Annotated in this window: 19 protein-coding genes and 1 riboswitch; of the genes, 5 read left to right on the top strand and 14 right to left on the bottom strand. The window is 44.7% G+C overall.

Annotated features, from left to right (window positions below; genetic code table 11):
* Positions 1-121: 121 nt before the first annotated feature.
* Complete coding sequence (gene thrC / locus AAV90_RS06725; protein WP_341363014.1) at positions 122-1,633, bottom strand: threonine synthase; 1,512 nt, start codon at positions 1,631-1,633, stop codon at positions 122-124.
* 344 nt (positions 1,634-1,977) lie between these two features.
* Here thrC and AAV90_RS06720 point away from each other — a divergent pair, with 344 nt between their 5' ends.
* Complete coding sequence (locus AAV90_RS06720; protein WP_046496912.1) at positions 1,978-2,526, top strand: DUF2726 domain-containing protein; 549 nt, start codon at positions 1,978-1,980, stop codon at positions 2,524-2,526.
* Positions 2,527-2,616: 90 nt separating this feature from the next.
* On the opposite strand, the gene AAV90_RS06715 is transcribed toward AAV90_RS06720, so the two are convergent.
* From AAV90_RS06715 to AAV90_RS06695, 5 genes are all read right to left on the bottom strand, one after another.
* On the bottom strand, positions 2,617-2,946 hold the full coding sequence (locus AAV90_RS06715) for an HU family DNA-binding protein (protein ID WP_046496909.1): 330 nt from the start codon (positions 2,944-2,946) through the stop codon (positions 2,617-2,619).
* Positions 2,947-3,229: 283 nt separating this feature from the next.
* Complete coding sequence (locus AAV90_RS06710; protein WP_046496906.1) at positions 3,230-4,255, bottom strand: HD-GYP domain-containing protein; 1,026 nt, start codon at positions 4,253-4,255, stop codon at positions 3,230-3,232.
* 155 nt (positions 4,256-4,410) lie between these two features.
* Complete coding sequence (locus AAV90_RS06705) at positions 4,411-5,526, bottom strand: Nif3-like dinuclear metal center hexameric protein (RefSeq protein WP_046496903.1); 1,116 nt, start codon at positions 5,524-5,526, stop codon at positions 4,411-4,413.
* Positions 5,510-6,208 carry a tRNA (adenine(22)-N(1))-methyltransferase gene (locus AAV90_RS06700; RefSeq protein ID WP_052729647.1) on the bottom strand — a complete coding sequence of 233 codons (699 nt, stop codon included), beginning with the start codon at positions 6,206-6,208 and terminating at the stop codon, positions 5,510-5,512. Before AAV90_RS06700 ends, AAV90_RS06705 begins: the two co-directional genes overlap by 17 nt.
* A 131-nt stretch (positions 6,209-6,339) precedes the next feature.
* Positions 6,340-7,701: a TrpB-like pyridoxal phosphate-dependent enzyme gene (locus AAV90_RS06695; RefSeq protein WP_046496901.1), complete on the bottom strand. Its 1,362-nt coding sequence runs from the start codon at positions 7,699-7,701 to the stop codon at positions 6,340-6,342.
* 226 nt (positions 7,702-7,927) lie between these two features.
* Positions 7,928-8,038, top strand: a riboswitch (TPP riboswitch).
* Positions 8,039-8,092: 54 nt separating this feature from the next.
* Between AAV90_RS06695 and AAV90_RS06690 the strand changes: the two genes are divergently transcribed.
* The 4 genes from AAV90_RS06690 to AAV90_RS06675 are packed head-to-tail and all read left to right on the top strand — an operon-like array spanning position 8,093 to position 10,925.
* Complete coding sequence (locus AAV90_RS06690) at positions 8,093-8,383, top strand: thiamine-binding protein (RefSeq protein WP_046496898.1); 291 nt, start codon at positions 8,093-8,095, stop codon at positions 8,381-8,383.
* Positions 8,355-9,125 (top strand): ABC transporter permease, encoded by a 771-nt coding sequence (locus AAV90_RS06685; RefSeq protein ID WP_046496896.1) that lies wholly within the window; start codon positions 8,355-8,357, stop codon positions 9,123-9,125. Before AAV90_RS06690 ends, AAV90_RS06685 begins: the two co-directional genes overlap by 29 nt.
* Positions 9,126-9,164: 39 nt before the next feature.
* Positions 9,165-10,151, top strand: a complete 987-nt coding sequence (locus AAV90_RS06680) for an ABC transporter substrate-binding protein (RefSeq protein WP_046496893.1) — start codon at positions 9,165-9,167, stop codon at positions 10,149-10,151.
* A 36-nt stretch (positions 10,152-10,187) separates the two neighbouring features.
* On the top strand, positions 10,188-10,925 hold the full coding sequence (locus AAV90_RS06675; protein WP_046496892.1) for an ABC transporter ATP-binding protein: 738 nt from the start codon (positions 10,188-10,190) through the stop codon (positions 10,923-10,925).
* A gap of 234 nt (positions 10,926-11,159) precedes the next feature.
* Here the strand turns inward: AAV90_RS06675 and AAV90_RS06670 are convergent, their stop codons facing one another.
* From AAV90_RS06670 to AAV90_RS06635, 8 genes are all read right to left on the bottom strand, one after another.
* Positions 11,160-12,152, bottom strand: coding sequence for an acyl-CoA dehydratase activase (locus AAV90_RS06670; protein WP_076982618.1), 993 nt, complete (start codon positions 12,150-12,152; stop codon positions 11,160-11,162).
* Between the two features lie 3 nt (positions 12,153-12,155).
* Positions 12,156-13,253 carry an acyl-CoA dehydratase activase-related protein gene (locus AAV90_RS06665; RefSeq protein ID WP_046496889.1) on the bottom strand — a complete coding sequence of 366 codons (1,098 nt, stop codon included), beginning with the start codon at positions 13,251-13,253 and terminating at the stop codon, positions 12,156-12,158.
* The gene (locus AAV90_RS06660) at positions 13,195-14,217 is read right to left on the bottom strand and encodes an acyl-CoA dehydratase activase-related protein (protein ID WP_046496887.1); all 1,023 of its coding nucleotides are present in this window, start codon (positions 14,215-14,217) and stop codon (positions 13,195-13,197) included. The genes AAV90_RS06665 and AAV90_RS06660 overlap by 59 nt, the downstream gene beginning before the upstream one ends.
* A 26-nt stretch (positions 14,218-14,243) precedes the next feature.
* A complete protein-coding gene (spoVAE, locus tag AAV90_RS06655) occupies positions 14,244-14,588 on the bottom strand; it encodes a stage V sporulation protein AE (RefSeq protein WP_046497194.1) in 345 nt (114 codons plus the stop codon).
* A gap of 60 nt (positions 14,589-14,648) precedes the next feature.
* On the bottom strand, positions 14,649-15,662 hold the full coding sequence (gene spoVAD, locus AAV90_RS06650) for a stage V sporulation protein AD (protein ID WP_046496885.1): 1,014 nt from the start codon (positions 15,660-15,662) through the stop codon (positions 14,649-14,651).
* A gap of 15 nt (positions 15,663-15,677) precedes the next feature.
* A complete protein-coding gene (gene spoVAC, locus AAV90_RS06645) occupies positions 15,678-16,142 on the bottom strand; it encodes a stage V sporulation protein AC (RefSeq protein WP_046496883.1) in 465 nt (154 codons plus the stop codon).
* Positions 16,143-16,375: 233 nt separating this feature from the next.
* On the bottom strand, positions 16,376-16,570 hold the full coding sequence (locus tag AAV90_RS06640) for a dodecin family protein (RefSeq protein ID WP_046496881.1): 195 nt from the start codon (positions 16,568-16,570) through the stop codon (positions 16,376-16,378).
* Between the two features lie 119 nt (positions 16,571-16,689).
* Entirely contained in the window at positions 16,690-17,427 is a 738-nt protein-coding gene (locus tag AAV90_RS06635) for a SigB/SigF/SigG family RNA polymerase sigma factor (RefSeq protein WP_046496879.1), read from the bottom strand.
* Positions 17,428-17,437: the final 10 nt, after the last annotated feature.

The following is a 17,437-nucleotide window of genomic DNA, read 5'->3' as shown; positions in this document are numbered from 1 at the left end:
GGAGCACTATTAGGGTCGTTGTCTTTTCTGGGTTATTCCAAGTCTGTTTTACGATGTAACCTTATTAATCAGCCTACGGGTACTACTGATATGAACTTCGTTCATAATTAAGATTTACACGTTATCCGCGTCTATTACCCAAAAGGGTTAGAACGGTATTTCCCATCTCCGCTTGGGTCGTGATTGTTTTGTGCAGGATGGGTTTTTTCTCCAGGCCCTGGATAGCTGCCGGAATGGGCTGGCCGGTATACCGGGCGAGATGACTCAGGATCTCGAATTCAGTTTTGTCTGCCAGGGTTTGCGCATCCAGCAATGATTCGGCTACACTGCCAGCAAATTTATAGGGACTGGCCGTTGATGCAATAAGGGTGGGAGTACTATCGTCGGTTTCCTGACGGTAATTTTTATATACACACCAAGCCACAGCGGTGTGCGTATCCAGTAAATAATTGTGTTGCTGCCATACCTCTTTAATGGCAGCCATCGTTTGCTGATCGTTGGCGAAATCGGCCCAGAACAGATCGGTTAGCTGTTCTGCAACCGCATCATTTACCTGATAGCTGCCGCTTAGGCTTAGTTCTTCCATCCAGCGGGATACTGCTGCGGCATCATGGTCAGTCAGTTCATATAGCAATCTTTCCAGATTGGAAGATATAAGGATATCCATCGAAGGCGATATAGTCCGTTCAAATTTTCGTTTTCGGTCATAGCTGCCGGTGCGAATAAATTCAGTGAGTACATTGTTGGTATTAGATGCGCAAATCAGTTTATTAATGGGTACCCCCATGCGGGAAGCATAATAGGCAGCCAGTATATTGCCAAAATTGCCTGTCGGTACGACAATATTTATGGCTTGCCCTTCTCTTATCCTCTCTTCAGAGCGTAAATCCACATAGCTGGAAACGTAATAGACAATCTGCGGTAAGAGGCGACCCCAATTGATGGAATTGGCTGATGACATTTTTATGCCCTGTTGGTTTAAAATCTGAATAAACTGCTCGTTGGCAAAAATATTCTTGACCCCGGTCTGGGCATCATCAAAATTACCTTCTACGGCTGCAACAAATATATTTTTGCCTTCCTGGGTAATCATCTGCTGCTTCTGTACTTCACTCACCCCATCAGCCGGGTAAAAAACGACTATTTGGGTTCCCGGCACATCCTTGAAACCTTCCAGGGCCGCTTTACCGGTGTCACCGGAAGTTGCCACCAAAATAAGGATGGTTTTGTTTTCGCCGGTTTTTTGAGCGCTGCAGGTCAGCAGATGCGGAAGAATCTGCAAAGCCATATCTTTGAAAGCACAGGTTGGCCCGTGCCAGAGTTCCTGGATAAAAAGGTCATCTGCTATTTTAACCAGGGGAACAATCCGTTCATCGTCAAAGCTGGTTTCGTTATAAGCTGATGATACACAAGATTTTATTTCCTCGGCAGAAAAATCCTCCAGATATAAACCCAGTATCAGACAGGCCCTTTCCTGATAAGTCAGGTTTTCCATCTTTTTAAGGTCGTCTGGGCTTAAGCCGGGGATCACATCCGGGACAAACAAGCCGCCGTCCGGGGCTATTCCCATCTTGATAGCTTCTGCTGCCGTTATGTGCGAGTATTTTCCTCTGGTGCTTTGGTATCTCACCATTATTCCTCCTGTTTTTTAATAGATGCGGATAATGCGGCAACCTTAACCATGAACGAAGTTCATATCAGTAGTGCCCGTAGGGTGATTTACGCCGACTCACGCGGTTTTAATTGCTTCATATTACGCAGATCAGATGGATATACAAAGATTGTTTACTTGTTGACTCTGTTTTTATATTAGAATTGAATATACTATAATCAATTCTATAATAAAAGGACAGGTAAATTAAAGGTCTTTGTTTTCCTGACAATCCTTTTATCCCTGTTTACTGGAGATACTTATTAAAGAAAAAGTGGGCAAGCCTAATCTAGGCACCTATTCTATAATATAACAAGGAGGTAAATATGGTACAGTTTATAGCCTTGGTTATTGTTTTCATTATATCTAAACTGGTGATAGACGCTATCAAAGAGCAGATTAAACCTAAAAAAAACCCCGGCAAATCAGGTGATGTTATCGACATCAGTGATGCCTGGGTGGATACCAGCAAACTGCCTTACCAATGTAGAGCGCGGGTATTGAGTGCTAAAGAGCAGGTATTTTATCAGTTGCTGGCCGACATTCTTACAGACCAGGGTTATATAATCTGTCCTCATATCCAGATGTCGGAGCTGATAACGGTTACCGCAAGCCCCAACTATCAAGAGTATACGCAGCGTCTGAAAGATCGCACCCTGGATATGGCGGTTCTTGATTCCAACAATTTTAAGCCTGTGCTGGCCATTAATATGGAAGAACCGGATGCCCATATAAAAAACCAGCTTTCGAATAATTTTACAATAAAAGCGCTTCAGGCGGCCGGGTTGCCCCTTTTAAAAGTTAACCTGGATTCGATTCCCCGCAAGGAAGATCTGGTATTCACCCTACGCAAACATGGGCTAAAAGTATTATAACGCCTTATGCTGAGGATATTTTTTTATCGGCCTATAAAAAAGAGGTACACATACGTATACCTCTTTATTTTATGCCATTAAAAATATCTGTTATTTCTTTTTGGCGGCTGGCTTTTTGGTACCCTTTTTGGAAGTAGCTTCTTTTTTGATTCCCACAGCTTCCTTAAGGGATTTGCCGGGTTTAAATGCTGGAACTCTCGTTGCTGGAACGGTAATTTCTTCGCGGGTGGCCGGACTAATAACGGTTCTCTCTTTACGGTCACGCACTTCAAAACTACCAAAACCAATGATCTGCACTTTTTCGCCATTTGCCAAGGCCTGCTGAATAGTCTCTACCACGGCATCCAATGCTTTGGCAGCATCCTTTTGAGTAATTTCAGCCTTCTCCGCCAGAGATTTTACAAGTTCCGATTTGTTCACGACATAATCCTCCCTTTAATTTTTCTACCTATTTTACATTCCTCAAAAAAGCGGTAATTCCTTCTAATAAGCTAATTTTTTTAAAAATAATTTAATATATTTGGATTTGGCAGCTTATTATCATCATTTTGCCTTTTTGAGAAAAATTTTATGCATGGGTTCAGGAAAAAACGCCTGTTTATAGGACTTCCATATAGGTTTTTCTAAAAGCGCTAAGATTTTTCCTAAATGTTGTAGTTTTCGAACAAAAAACTGGTTTATTCAGGTTCAACTCTGCGTGGTATTAATCGATTATTTCTTGAATAGTGATGGATCTTTCCTCAGCCAGGTTATAAAACTCATCCCCTGCCAAAATAATCGGCCGGGTAGGCTGGCTGGGATCAACGTATACAACAATCCCCTTCATACCGTTCGATAGAATCACCTCGTTTCCCACATAAAAATCTGTTATCTTATCATAAAACACTTTGGATATACGTGGATCAAGCTTGCCAAATGATTCCTGCCATAGTATTTCGGCAGCCGTATAAGGAGAGACTTTGCCGGAATAAACCCGACTGGAAGTCAAGGCATCATAGACGTCCGCAACCGCAACCGCAGACGCATAAAAACCTATTTTATAACCTTTTAGGCCTACCGGGTAACCGGAACCGTCCGCCCTTTCGTGATGCATAAGAACAGCATTGGCTACCTCTGCATTAACCCAGGGGTATTGATTTATAAGATTGTACCCTAATAAAGTGTGTTTCTTGATCTCCTCAAATTCTTCCGCGGTTAATTTATCGGGTTTATTTAGGATGTCATTTTCTACGAACACTTTACCTATATCATGCAGCAATCCAGCAACACCTAAATTCTTGATGGTTTCATCATCACATTTTAACCAGCGCCCAATAAGTATACATAACAAGGAGACATTTACCGAATGGGTGAAAAGGTAGTCGTCTTTATTCTTCATAAGACGCATCTGCCGGAAAAGTCCGTGTTGATCAAAAACCTGTTCGACCAAAAGATTAACCGTATCGTTAATTTCATCAAACTCCAGGGGCTTGCCTAATCGAGCTTCCATCATAAACGATTTGGCAATATCCAGGGATTGTGAATAGACTTCTTCAAAATTCTTTTCCGAGCTGATTTTAGTGCCTGTTTCCATAATGAAAACTTCGTCAAACTGCCTGCGGGCAAAGGCCTCTAAATGCTCACTCGTGATAATTGCCCCCTTGGGCAGGAGCAGGTTGCCATCATAACTATATATATCTTTGCCTAGTCTTGCACCTGGTTTCAGACTGCTGAGCTTTATTTTTAACATAAATCCTCATCTCCCCTGGTTTACATCATTCCTTTTCCACACCATGGATGAAAATTCCTTCCGGTAAATGAAAAATTCCACATTTTTTCCCATGCCCGCCAGGTAATAATAAAATCGTTGCTCTGATTTTCTTTAACCAGTCAGGATGATTAAGGTCATATCGACTTTATACAGGTGCTGACCATAACCGGAACAATATCTAACTCAAATCCGGCCCGCCTGGAGCTTTCCTGGAGGAGATCGGCCACCATGCCAGGCATTACCTGTTCCGTACCCTGATGACCGGCATCAACGATAGCCAGGCCGCAAGCTTCAGCCTCACGGGCTTCATGATATTTTAAATCTCCGGTTAGCAGCAGATCACAGTGGGCAGCCCGCGCCGCCGGTATAAAGCTGGTTCCGGCACCACTGACAACCGCTATCTTTTGCACTTTATCAGAATAATTCCCTACTACCCGCAGACTATCAAGCTGCAAGACTGTCTTGACATGCTCACAAAACTCCAGCAAACTGACGGCCGTAGCTAAATGGCCGATTCTGCCCGGGCTATAATACTCTCCCTGATTATATAAAAGATATACATCATATGCCGGTTCTTCATAAGGGTGGGCTGTCTGCATTTGTACTAAAACCTCTGTGAGCAGATTCTGGGGCACAATCGTTTCCAGGCGTATTTCCTCTACTTCCTCTAAAACCCCTTGCTTGCCTATATACGGCTGGCTGCCCGGCTGAGGCAAAAATGTGCCGATACCCTTACTGCGAAAAGTGCAGTGGGAATAACTGCCTAGGTGCCCTGCGCCTGCTGAACTGAGCGCATTACGTACCGCGGCTTCATCCTGGCCGGGAACATAAACCACCAGTTTATAGAGTGGTTCACTGTAAGTCTGGGTCAGTAGTTGAATATTTTTGAGGTTGAGTTTTTCAGCCAAGTATTGATTAAGCCCTTGGCTGGCCGAATCCAGATTCGTATGGGCCGCATAAAGGCTGATATCATGTTTGATCAATTGGGAGATTAATTTGCCTTGCGTGGTATCACAGTTAATATTTTTTATGGGATTGAAAAAAAATGGATGATGGGTAATGATTAAATCAGCCTCCTGATCAATGGCCTGATCCAATACCTCCTGATTAAGATCCAGACTGATTACTACCCTTCTGACTGGATTTAGATAGGATCCTAACTGCAGGCCGACATTGTCCCATTTTTCCGCAATATGAAGGGGGTAATGCGTTTCCAGCAGTCTACATATGTCTTTAACCTGAGCTTGCACCTAATATCATCTCCAGTTCTTTAATTCTCTCGCGGTAATCATTTATCCGGGCGCCAATATCTTCCTGCCCTGAGGCCAATAATTCATCTACTACCTTGGTATATTTATCATGATGCAGCTTAAGGAAGCTGCGCTTTAGTTCAGTATCTGCCTGCAGCGCGTTAAAGCCCAGTTCGGTTTCCAATGTCGTCAGACGATAAGGCGTATTGCCTGGCTCACTGGCCAGCACCTGAAAAAACTGATTGTTCTCCCCAACAAGCTGTTCAGCTACAACCGGCCAGCCTTGCCAAGCCAAATATTTTCTTAAAACGCCGACTTTGCTCATGGGCTGAAAAACGAACCGTTGAAAACTTCTGGCTTTTTCATCATCGTGGGACAGTATTTCTATAATCGTATCTGCACCCATACCGGCCAGAACTACGGTGGATACCTCTCCTTTTTCCAGGACGGCCAGACCGTTGCCCTGGCGTACAGTAATATCAGCCGACAGCCCGCTGGCAAAAACCGCCTGTAGAGCTCTCCGGTAAGGTCCATCACCTAGTTCGCCGATGATAACTGCCGGAACCATTTGCTGCTGAAGCAGATAAATGGATAGCTGGGCATGATCAGCTCCTATATCGGCCAAACTTTTGTTTTCAATTATCATATCGGCAACAGCCCGTAAACGCTTTAATAAAACCATCCGTTCCTCCCTCAACCGCCTTATCCATTAACAGTTTATCATTATAATGCTATTTATACTCACTCCATAGAATACAAAACCCGGATTTTCAATCCGGGTTTTTATATTTTCACTTGATTTCTCAGGCCTGCTTAAACCTGCGGCAAGGTTTTTAGGCTGATCTCCAGATCTTCGCAGGAGAACTCAATGTCTTCGGTCTCACCGGAGAGGTACCGGTCATAGGAATACAGATCTAAATGGCCGTGCCCGCTCAGATTGAATACTATCGTTTTGGTGACACCTTCTTCTTTGGCTTTAAGGGCTTCGTCAACCGCAGCGCAGATGGCGTGGGCCGATTCAGGAGCCGGAACGATACCTTCATTCTGAGCAAATAACATGGCGGCTGCAAAAGCAGCGTTTTGTTTAACGGCGGTAGCTTCGAACAATTTATCATGGTACAGTTGGCTAACCAACGGTGATTCTCCGTGATACCTTAAACCGCCGGCATGGATACCGGAAGGGGTAAAGTCATGGCCTAGAGTATACATCTTAAGCATGGGGGTATAACCCACCACATCACCATAATCATAGGCAAATACGCCTTTAGTCATGGTTGGGCAAGCGGCCGGCTCCACACCTAAAAGACGCACCTTGCTGCCGGCCAGTTTATCGGGGATAAACGGCAAGGCAATACCGGCAAAGTTGCTGCCTCCGCCGCAACACCCAATTACTATATCGGGATAATCATCCACCATTTCCATCTGCAGCTTTACTTCCTGGCCAATGATAGTTTGATGCAAACAGACGTGATTTAATACACTGCCTAGAGAATAGTTGGTGTCATCGCGGCTGATAGCATCTTCAACCGCTTCACTGATGGCAATAGCCAGGGTTCCTGGTGTATCCGGATAATTTTCCAGAACATCTCTCCCGGCCTTGGTTAAAGGGCTGGGACTGGATACACATTTGCCTCCGTATAATTCCATAATAGAACGGCGGTATGGTTTCTGGTTATAACTGACCCGCACCATATAGATCATGGCTTCAACATCAAAATGTTTGCAGGCCAGTGACAGTGCCGTACCCCATTGTCCGGCACCTGTTTCGGTCGTAATTCTTTTGATTCCCTGGATTTTATTATAAAACACCTGCGGTAAGGCTGAGTTTAGTTTATGACTTCCTACCGGGCTGACACCTTCATATTTATAGTAAATACGGCATGGTGTATCCAGGGCCTTTTCCAGACGATGCGCCCTGAATAGCGGTGCGGGACGATACTGTTTATATAATTCCCGGACTTCAGACGGTATTTCAATATATCTTTCGGTTGAAACCTCCTGCAAGATCAATTCACGCGCAAAGATGGGTTCCAGATCAGCGGGGGTCAGAGGTTGTTTGGTTTGGGGGTTTAATCCCGGTGCCAATGGATTAGGCATGTCTGCCTGCACATTGTACCAGAATTTAGGTAATTTATCCTCAGGCAGAATGATTTTGGTGAGCTCTTCTCTACTCATCTCCAGTTCGCTCCTCTCAGCTTATATTGTTGTTTGCACATAACAAGAGTTTAGCATAGTTTTTTCGACTTCACAAGCCGCATTATGTATATTTGCTGCTTATGAAGCAAACCACCTCGGTCAATACGCACACCAAGAATAGCTGACGTATCATGGTTAGTGATCCAGCTCCCCTTTTTACTGCCGACACTGTATTGACCTGCAACCATCAGCATAGTATAATGTCAGCTATACAAAGGGGAGCTGGATTAATTCAGCTGAGAGTGGATCTAAAGCGATCCTGACCCTATAACCTGATCTGGGTAATGCCAGCGTAGGGAGCATAACAATGTCTTCTTATAAACTCCTTACCCTTTTCAGGTGAGGAGTTTTTTTAAGGAGTTGATTTTATATGCCCGAAGCCAATTTAAGTTTGAAGGTACTGCCCATCGTTCCTGAAGATCAGCTATATCCTTTGGTTGACCAGGTAATTAAGATGATTCATGATTCTGGCTTAAACTATATGGTCAGCCCGAATGATACCACTATCGAAGGCGATTTGGTTACTCTTTTGGATCTGGTTAAAAAAGCTCAGGAGCTATGTATTGCGGCAGGTGCACCACGAGTAATATCCATGATTACTATTGATTACAAACCGGACGGAGTATCTATAGATGAAAAAATCTGCTCAAACCACAGCTAAGCTTTTGCCTCTATTGGCAGTACTTTTTTTTATATTATTGTGGGATGCCGGGGTGCGTTATTATAATACCCCGGCCTGGATTTTGCCGTCACCCGGTCAGGTAATTAAAAGCGTATTTACGATCCACGAGCTGTTGTTGATGCATACGGCTACTACCTTGCTGGAAGCTGGTTTGGGACTGCTATTGGCCATGCTGCTGGCGGTTTTAATCGCGGTATTGATGGACAGCATATATTGGCTTAAACAAGCCCTGTATCCCCTGGTTATAATTTCTCAGACGATCCCCCTGATCGTATTAACTGTGTTGTTTGTTATCTGGTTTGGTTTTGGTATGCTACCCAAAATACTGGTAGTCATCCTGGTTTGTTTTTTTCCTATCCTGATAAGCTTGATAAACGGCCTGGAATCAGTTGATGATGACCAAATACAACTTTTTCGTTCCATGGGGGCGGGCCGCCTGGCGATAACTAAGATGGTGAAAATACCTGCGGCTCTGCCATCATTTTTCTCAGGACTAAGGATTTCAGCTACTTACAGTATAATGGGGGCGATTATCGGGGAATGGATGGGGGCGGAAAAAGGGCTGGGTTATTTTATGACTTTGGCCCAAAAAGGATACCAGGTCGATCAGGTTCTGGCAGCGGTACTCGTCATCTGCCTGCTCAGTCTGCTGATCGTAAAAATTGTCGACCTGATGGAATACATATTTATACCCTGGAATCGCTGGCAAATGAAAGGGTGATTTATCCCTTATCTGATTTATCGAAAGGTGTCGTGCTTTATGAAAAGAATCGTTAGTATATTGTTAAGCTTTTGCCTGCTTTTTTCCTTGGCAGGCTGTTCAACCAATCAAACCAGACAGGAGCAGGAATCCCTGCAAAAAGTAACCATACTCTTGGATTGGTTTCCCAATACTAATCATACCGGCTTATATGTTGCACAGGAGAAAGGCTATTTTAAGGATGCCGGACTGGATGTAAAGATCACACAGGCTTCGGAAGGCGGAACTCCCCAACTGGTGGCGGCCGACCAGGCGGAATTTGGAATCTCATACCAGGAAGAAGTCACCGCAGCCCGGTCTGAAAATGTCCCGGTAGTTGCCATAGCTGCCATCGTTCAGCATAATAACGCCGGTTTTGCTGCCCCGGCAAGCAAAGGCATTAAAACCCCAAACGATTTTGTCGGCAAAACCTATGGGGGCTGGGGAACGCCCATGGAAAATGCCTTAATAAAATATCTTATGGAAAAAAATCAGGCTGATTATAGTACTGTTAAAACCGTAAATATAGGCTCCGCTGATTTTTTTACCAGCATGGAGAAAAATATTGATTTTGCTATGATCTATTACAGCTTGACCGGCATTGAAGCCGAACTGAGAAATATTCCCCTTGATTTTATTCCCTTTAGGGATCAAGAGACGGCCTTGGATTTCTACAGCCCGCTAATAGTCAGCAGCGAAAAGCAGATCGCCAAAAATCCGGAGTTAGTTAAAAAATTTATGCTGGCCTGCAGTCAAGGCTACCAATATGCCATCAGCCACCCGAAAGAGGCAGGTGAGATTTTTATTAAACATGTGCCGGAGAGCAACCGGGAACTGATAATGGCCAGTCAGGCCTACCTGTCCCCCCGTTATCAGGATGACGCGGTTCGCTGGGGAGAAATGAAGTCTGAGGTTTGGAAAGGCTTTGCTGATTTAATGTACGATAATAGAATTATCAAGCAGCCGATTGATCCTGACCAGGCCTTTACCAATGAGTTTTTGCCCTAAGCATAGCAGAGTGATACTTAACAGAGGTTTTTACACATGAAAATTGAAGTGAATCAAATAAGTAAATCGCTGGGCGGAATGCATACCCTGGATGAGGTCTCATTAAATCTTAATCAGGGCGAATTTGTAGTCCTAATCGGGCCCAGCGGCTGCGGAAAAAGCACCCTTTTTAATATAATAGCGGGACTTATTGAGCCCGACCAAGGCTCAATAAGTATAGATGGACAGGATTGGACCGGTAAAACGGGCAGGATCAGTTATATGCAACAAAAAGACCTTTTACTTCCTTCCCGCAATATCCTGGATAACGTCTCCATCCCTCTTGTTCTGAAGGGAATGTCTAAAAAGGCGGCTCGCGAGCAAGCAGTAGCCTTTTTGAAGGATTTTGGCCTGGAGGGGTTTGGTAACTACTATCCGCGCCAACTCTCCGGCGGCATGCGTCAACGGGCAGCCCTATTGCGCACTTATCTGCAGGCCAGTGACATCCTGCTGTTAGATGAGCCCTTTGCTGCCTTGGATGCCATCAGCCGCCGCAGTATGCAAATCTGGCTGAAAGAACTGTCGGCCCGTTACACTGCCTCGGTGTTATTTATTACCCATGATATTGAGGAATCTTTGTTGCTGGCTGATCGGATATACCTTTTTACAGCGCGGCCGGCCCGTGTAAAAATGGAAATTGACTTGCAAAATAAAGATTACGATCAGATGGAGCGCCTGCAACTTAAAGAAGAAATACTTGTTATCCTGGAAGAGGAAAACCGCACTCAGGATTAAAAAACGTATTTATATCAGCAGTAAACCCAGAGCCGTTTTTTTAAAACCCTGGTTGCGTATGAGCACCACTATTTACTGTTTTTTTTAAAACCCTCTATCCGTGTCCCAAACAGCTTGAAAGATGGTTGGGACACGAATAAGGGAAGTGAAGTTCTCGCCGATTCGATGATGCTGCAGGGTGGCTTATTGAAACAAAAATCATTGCTGATAGCGTCTAAAATCCTCACCATTTGTTTAAACTACCTGCAGGTTGGCTTTTTCTGTCTGGCTTAGACTGCCCTCCCATTTTTTGCACCGATCCCCCCAGTAGGCCAAAATATCCTGATCTCTTTTTATTGCTACCACCTCGCAGAGATTGGGACATCCCTTGCATTCATGGCTGCTGCTTAAGAACTGACCGTCCATAATGTAGTCACACCCTTTGTAACGGCTGTTCTGCCTGCTTCCTTGAGACTTTTCCAAGGCCAGTATGGCGGCACCGATAGCCCCCATCACGTTATAATACGGGGGAATATGAAGATTTTGCCCTAGAACTTTTTCAAAGGCTGCCCTAAGACCCTCATTAGCAGCTACGCCTCCTTGAAATACCACCAGGTCTTCTATTTTTTTGCCTTTGGCGACATTGTTTAAATAGTTTCTCACCAAGGCTTCACATAGCCCCATCATGATATCTTCTACCGGAAATCCCATCTGTTGTTTGTGAATCATGTCTGATTCGGCAAATACTCCACATCGACCGGCAATTCTTACCGATTGCCTGGATTTAACGGCTTGTCCCCCAAAATCTTCAATCGCCATATTCAGCCGGGATGCCTGCTGATCCAGAAATGAACCGGTTCCGGCAGCGCATACGGTATTCATGGCAAAATCATGCACAATACCATCGCGCATAATAATGATCTTGGAATCCTGTCCCCCAATTTCAATGATGGTGCGGACTTCAGGATAGAACTGAGCGGCGGCGACCGCATGGGCAGTTATTTCGTTTTTTACTACATCCGCCCCCAGCAGGGTGGCCGCTAGATGACGACCGCTGCCGGTGGTACCGACCCCTTTAACGGTTACCTCCTCGCATCCGTCCATCAAATCGGTAAAGCCGGTTTGAATTGCCTTTACCGGGTTACCTAGGGTGCGCCGGTAGATGTTTTTGATTATTTCCTTTTGGTTGTTCATCATTATGAAATTACTGCTGACCGAACCGATATCAATTCCCAGATAAACGTTCAATCCTTAAGCCTCCTTAAGATTAGATGCACGATATTTACGACGATAAATCATATCGGTAAATGCTTCCAAGCGGGTTTGTATACCAGCGGTTCCTGACAACTCATCAAACCACAGTGTCATACAGGGGATATCTTCTTTGACACTGACTGTAGGCAAAATAGCCTGGGCAACAATCTCCGGCATACAGGTCAAGGGGGCGATTTGAATGACCCCATCACACTTCTGACGGGCAAATCCCACGGTACTGCCGATGGTTTCCTGACCATGTCCGCCTACCCAGTAGTTTAGATAAGGCTGAGCAGAAGCAATGATGCTTTTATGGTCAGTTTTCTTTATGTAACCCCCGAAAAGATGCGCACTGATCCAATCGGTTAAATAGATAGATCTTTCTACCTCTACCCCCATATACCCTAAAAGCTTGATTATCTCAAAATTGGCGGCCGGCTCCAAGATAGTATAGATCTCCCCCACCAGGCCAATCTTTAAAGGTTCTTGATTTTCCGTGGGCAGTTCCTGCATCGCCTTGGCTGCCTCAAATGCAGCTTTATAGCATTGATTTTTGCCATCGGCCCGATCAATTGATTCAATAGCCTCCTGATATAATTTGTCCGCCCTGGCCTTTTCAATAACCCGGGGTAAAAAATATTCTAAATTTTTTTCCACAATCTCAATGGCATCCAATTTGTTCCAAGCCAGTTTTAAGGTTTTTAACGCCTGTAAGAGGCTTACATTTTGACCTAAAGATTTTAACTGTTTGAACAGTTCGCTGATTTTTGAATCAGGTGCTTCCAATATCACCATGTTAAAATCAAAGCCCAGATCTTTAAGAATGTCCTTTTCCACCTGCGCATAAAGCCCAAAACGGCAAGGCCCCCAACCCCCGCCCATAACAATCGTGTCCGCTCCTAATTCCAAGGCCTCGATGAAATTGCCCACATTAATTTTCATGGGCATACAAGCAAACTCCGGGGAATATTTTACACCCAATTCCAAGGTACGTTTAGTTATGGGCGGAGGGGGCACGCTTTCAATTTTGAGTCCCTTAAAGACTGTTTTCAGAGCCACATGCATATTGCCCATATGGGGGAAGGTTACTTTCAAAATCGATTTTCCTCCTCCTGCGTAACATATCACAAAATGCTTCCAGCCGAGTCAGCAAACCGGCTTCACCGGTATGTTCATCAATGGTTATGCCCAAAAAGGGTTTGCCGTTACTGCGGCGTTCAATAAATTCCTTAATCATAGAATCCGGACCGCAGCCAAAGCAAGCCAAGTAAACCAGACCGTCTATTTCGTCATCAGAAGCCATATGTAAGGCTGCTCCAACGTTTTTTCTGCCCAGCGTCCAGAACACCCTTTTAGGCAAACTCGCCGCCGCCTTTTCTATTTCATCCTGGCTGCAGGTCTCAACCAATTTGACCCGGCAGCCCATTTCTCTTAAGTGCCCGATCAGGTTCATGCTGATACAGCGATCATATAAGGAATAACCATGTCCCAGTACCCCCAGTTGCAGATCAGCTGAGGTTGTTAATAAACGCTCTTGGCCTTCCCATATTTCTATGGCCTCACTGCTGCTAAATCCGGTTTGCATTAACTGTCTGTACTTACAAAGCTCCTCCCGGCCATGCCGGAAAGCCTGCGATATAGCTTTTTCATTAGTTGTGAAGATGTTTCCCACCCGTTTGATTTCCTGCTCCAAGCCTTTGGAATTAATACTCATATCTACTACCATGTCGATTATAGGCGGAAGATCCGGCAGGGATGCTTTAATCATATCGGGGAGCCCCATAAATTTTGGGCAGATATAACTTCTGGCTTCAACACTAACCAGGCGGGGCAAAAATAAATAGTCCGGCCCCAATTCGTTTAACTCCTGAATATGCCCGAAATAGACTTTGATGGGGAAACAGGCTTCATCCAAAGCCACTGCGATACCTTTTTCCACTGTTTGCCGGTTGGTAAGGGACGAGCTGATGACCTCGGCCCCCAAATCTACAAAAAAGGTCTTCCACAGAGGATAATAATAATGGTAAAAAAGGCCTGCCGGTATGCCTACCCTGGTCATTTTAATTACCTCCCTTTAAACAAATCTTATCCTCTCGGGTTAAAGAAAACTGCAGCCAAATAGCCAAATACGATAGCCGCCGTTATTCCTGCAGCAGTTGCCTCCACACCTCCGCTAAAAACCCCCAAAAGCCCTTTTTGAGCTGCTCCATCAATGGCTCCCTGGGCCAAACCGTGACCGAATCCGCTAAGAGGAATGGTGGCTCCGGCTCCTCCTAAATCAACCAAAGGTTGATATAAACCCAAGGCACTAAGAAAAGCGCCTATGGTAATGTACCCCACCAGAACATGCCCGGGGGTGATACTGTGCTTAGTTAGATCCATAGCCAGTTGCCCTATTACACACAGAATGCCTCCGATTAAAAAAGCCATTAATAATGACACCGTCTTACCTCCATGTAATAGATTTTAAGATTTTTCACCAGCTAGATTTTATGCATTTTCAATCGCTACCGCATGTGCGATTCCCGGAATAGTTTCCCCCTGAAAGGAGGCTGTGGGGCTCATCAGTGCTCCGGTAGCCACGAAGAGCAGCCGGTTTAACTCCCCGTTAATCATTTTTTTAAGCAAAGGCCCACACAACATACTGGCAGAACATCCACACCCACTCCCGCCTGCATTGACTCCCTGCAAACCGTCATAAAGTAAAACGCCGCAATCACTATAGTTCGGTGCCGGCACTAGGCCTTCCTGAACGAACAGTTCTTTGGCCAAATTCATGCCTACTGCCCCCAGGTCACCGGTAACTATCAAATCATAATAATCACTATTCAGACCCTTGTCAGCAAAATGGGCCTTAATCGTACTAACCGCAGCCGGAGCCATAGCAGCCCCCATATTGTTAGTATCATCTACCCCCATATCAATGACCCGTCCTATGGTAGCACAGGTGACCCGAGGCCCCTGGCCCTTAACCTGGAGCACGATTGCCCCAGCAGCCGTGGCTGTCCATTGCGCTGAGGCGGCTAGCTGCACTCCCTGTTCGACTGGAAATCGAAATTGCCTTTCGGCGCTGTAATGATGGCTGCAAGTAGCAGAAACCACCCGATTAAAGAAACCTCCATCTATCATCATGGCTCCAATTAATAATGATTCCGCCATTGTAGAACAGGCTCCATACAGACCCAGGTAGGGAATATTTAATTCCCGGGCAGCGTAATTAGAGGAAATAGTCTGGTTGAGAAGATCCCCGGCCAGCAGCAGTTCGGCTTCCATTGTCTGCAGATCCTGTTTGGTCAGAGCGAGTTTAACGGTCTCCCGCAACAGTTTGTTTTCAGCCTTTTCCCAACTGTCTTCATCGAAAAGATAATCTGCCAGTATACGGTCAAAATCTTTTGCCCAAGGTCCTTCACCTTCTTTCGGACCGACCAGACAAGCCCAGGAAGTAATAACCGGGGGATTATCAAAGTTTATAGTTTGCATACCGGTTTTTTTAAACGTTGTCATATCATTATTCCTCTTTTATTTAATAATAAGCGCAACCAAACCAATCAACACCGAGGCGACAAACCCAAACAGCAAGGTTGGTCCTGCAATACTGAATATTCGGGCTCCCACCCCGAATATGTAGCCTTCTTTTTTAAACTCCATAGCTGAAGCAACGATAACATTAGCAAATCCGGTAATCGGGACAATGGAACCGGCCCCGGCTTTTTCGCCGATTTTATCGTATACACCCAATCCGGTAAGCAACGCACCGATAAAGATCATAATTACTGCTGTGGCTGACCCGGCATCAGCCTTGTTCATACCGATATTAAGCAGATAGTTGAGAAATAACTGACCGATCAGACAGATTAATCCACCGACCCCAAAAGCCCATAAGCAATTAACCAGCAGAGGGGGCTTGGGTTTAACCCGATTGACTAAATCTTTATACTCCTGTTTTTCAGCCGCTTTGAGAGCCTCATTCTTTTCCTCATACATAATAACTCCCCCTTATTTTAGTTATTATGGGCTTTAAAAATAAGCATTATTCATTTTTTCAAGATCAATAATTCAGGAATTCCGCCTTAATAAAGAACCACATTAAGAATCTTCACAAAAAAGCTGGGGAAATACTAGATATTTCCCCAGCTGAATCTTTTTATTAACCTGCCTACCGAATAAACCCGAACAGAATAGGGATTTAAAACCCTACTCCTCACACCATGCTTTTCTTAATTGGTATACGCAATCTTTACGGTGGCCTTGTATTCGATGATCTGATCGTTCTGGCAATCGGCCGTCCAGTTGTAAACCTCTACGCCGGTAATGTTGCCAAGATCCCGGGAAGCTTCCCGTACTGCAATTCTAACTGCATCGTCCCAATCCTTTTTTGATTCGCCAACGATTTCTGCTACTTTAATCTGCATTTTATTACTCCTTTCTGCAAAACTTAAGGGAAACATATGAACGGGTTAATATTTTTAGGTTAAAATCCTACACTCGATCGTCTCCCTTTTCTTTTTAGTTTTGCTCCCGGAATCATTTTTTATGCAAGCATACCTTTAAGCTTGGCCAAAGCAGCTTTCTCGATCCGTGATATCTGTACCTGGGATACCCCTAAATCCTGAGCAATTAAATGTTGGGTTTCATCCTTGAAAAATCGGCGCAGCACCACTTCTCGTTCCCGCGCCTCTAATTTGCCAAGTGCTTCACGCAAAGCCATCTGTTCTAACATTAGAATATTCCCTTCGTCATTAGCCAGCTTGTCAATCAAAGACAGTTGTTCTTTTTCCTCACCGGTTCCCGGCATTACATCGTACATATATGCCGGAGACTGACAGGCTTCAATTGCCTGCAGTATTTCTTCTTTTTCTATTTCCAAAAGACCGGCAATTTCAGATATAGCCGGATCTCTGCCCAGGCTGCCCCGTAATTTATCCTGGGCCCAGCGAACTTTACTATAAGTTTCTTTCAGGCCGCGCTGAACTTTGACGATACCATCGTCACGCAGAAATTTTTTAATCTCACCTATAATCATCGGTACAGCGTAGGTTGAAAAACGCACATTATAACTAAAATCGAACTTGTCGATAGCCTTTAAAAGGCCAATGGAACCAACCTGAAACAGATCCTCGTATTCATATGAACTGCCTTTAAACCTCTCCAAAACCATATAAACCAAACCGATATTAACCTCATAGACCTTGGAACGAGCATCCAAATCACCGTTTTGAGCCGCGCGCAAAAGGGTTTCATTTTCCTCATAAAGCTTGTCAGGGGACATATTTTATCTC

The sequence above is a fragment of the Syntrophomonas zehnderi OL-4 genome (assembly GCF_000983115.1).
In the GTDB taxonomy this organism is placed as follows: domain Bacteria; phylum Bacillota; class Syntrophomonadia; order Syntrophomonadales; family Syntrophomonadaceae; genus Syntrophomonas_B; species Syntrophomonas_B zehnderi.
The sequence above is the reverse complement of the archived record's forward strand: the minus strand, read 5'-3'. Positions and strand labels throughout refer to the sequence as shown.

Coding starts and splice junctions, on each gene's coding strand:
- thrC (WP_341363014.1), bottom strand. CDS start 1,633: ATGGTGAGATACCAAAGCACCAGAGGAAAATACTCGCACATAACGGCA.
- AAV90_RS06720 (WP_046496912.1), top strand. CDS start 1,978: ATGGTACAGTTTATAGCCTTGGTTATTGTTTTCATTATATCTAAACTG.
- AAV90_RS06710 (WP_046496906.1), bottom strand. CDS start 4,255: ATGTTAAAAATAAAGCTCAGCAGTCTGAAACCAGGTGCAAGACTAGGC.
- AAV90_RS06700 (WP_052729647.1), bottom strand. CDS start 6,208: ATGGTTTTATTAAAGCGTTTACGGGCTGTTGCCGATATGATAATTGAA.
- AAV90_RS06695 (WP_046496901.1), bottom strand. CDS start 7,701: ATGAGTAGAGAAGAGCTCACCAAAATCATTCTGCCTGAGGATAAATTA.
- AAV90_RS06690 (WP_046496898.1), top strand. CDS start 8,093: ATGCCCGAAGCCAATTTAAGTTTGAAGGTACTGCCCATCGTTCCTGAA.
- AAV90_RS06685 (WP_046496896.1), top strand. CDS start 8,355: ATGAAAAAATCTGCTCAAACCACAGCTAAGCTTTTGCCTCTATTGGCA.
- AAV90_RS06680 (WP_046496893.1), top strand. CDS start 9,165: ATGAAAAGAATCGTTAGTATATTGTTAAGCTTTTGCCTGCTTTTTTCC.
- AAV90_RS06675 (WP_046496892.1), top strand. CDS start 10,188: ATGAAAATTGAAGTGAATCAAATAAGTAAATCGCTGGGCGGAATGCAT.
- AAV90_RS06660 (WP_046496887.1), bottom strand. CDS start 14,217: ATGACCAGGGTAGGCATACCGGCAGGCCTTTTTTACCATTATTATTAT.
- spoVAE (WP_046497194.1), bottom strand. CDS start 14,588: ATGGCTTTTTTAATCGGAGGCATTCTGTGTGTAATAGGGCAACTGGCT.
- spoVAD (WP_046496885.1), bottom strand. CDS start 15,662: ATGACAACGTTTAAAAAAACCGGTATGCAAACTATAAACTTTGATAAT.
- spoVAC (WP_046496883.1), bottom strand. CDS start 16,142: ATGTATGAGGAAAAGAATGAGGCTCTCAAAGCGGCTGAAAAACAGGAG.
- AAV90_RS06640 (WP_046496881.1), bottom strand. CDS start 16,570: ATGCAGATTAAAGTAGCAGAAATCGTTGGCGAATCAAAAAAGGATTGG.
- AAV90_RS06635 (WP_046496879.1), bottom strand. CDS start 17,427: ATGTCCCCTGACAAGCTTTATGAGGAAAATGAAACCCTTTTGCGCGCG.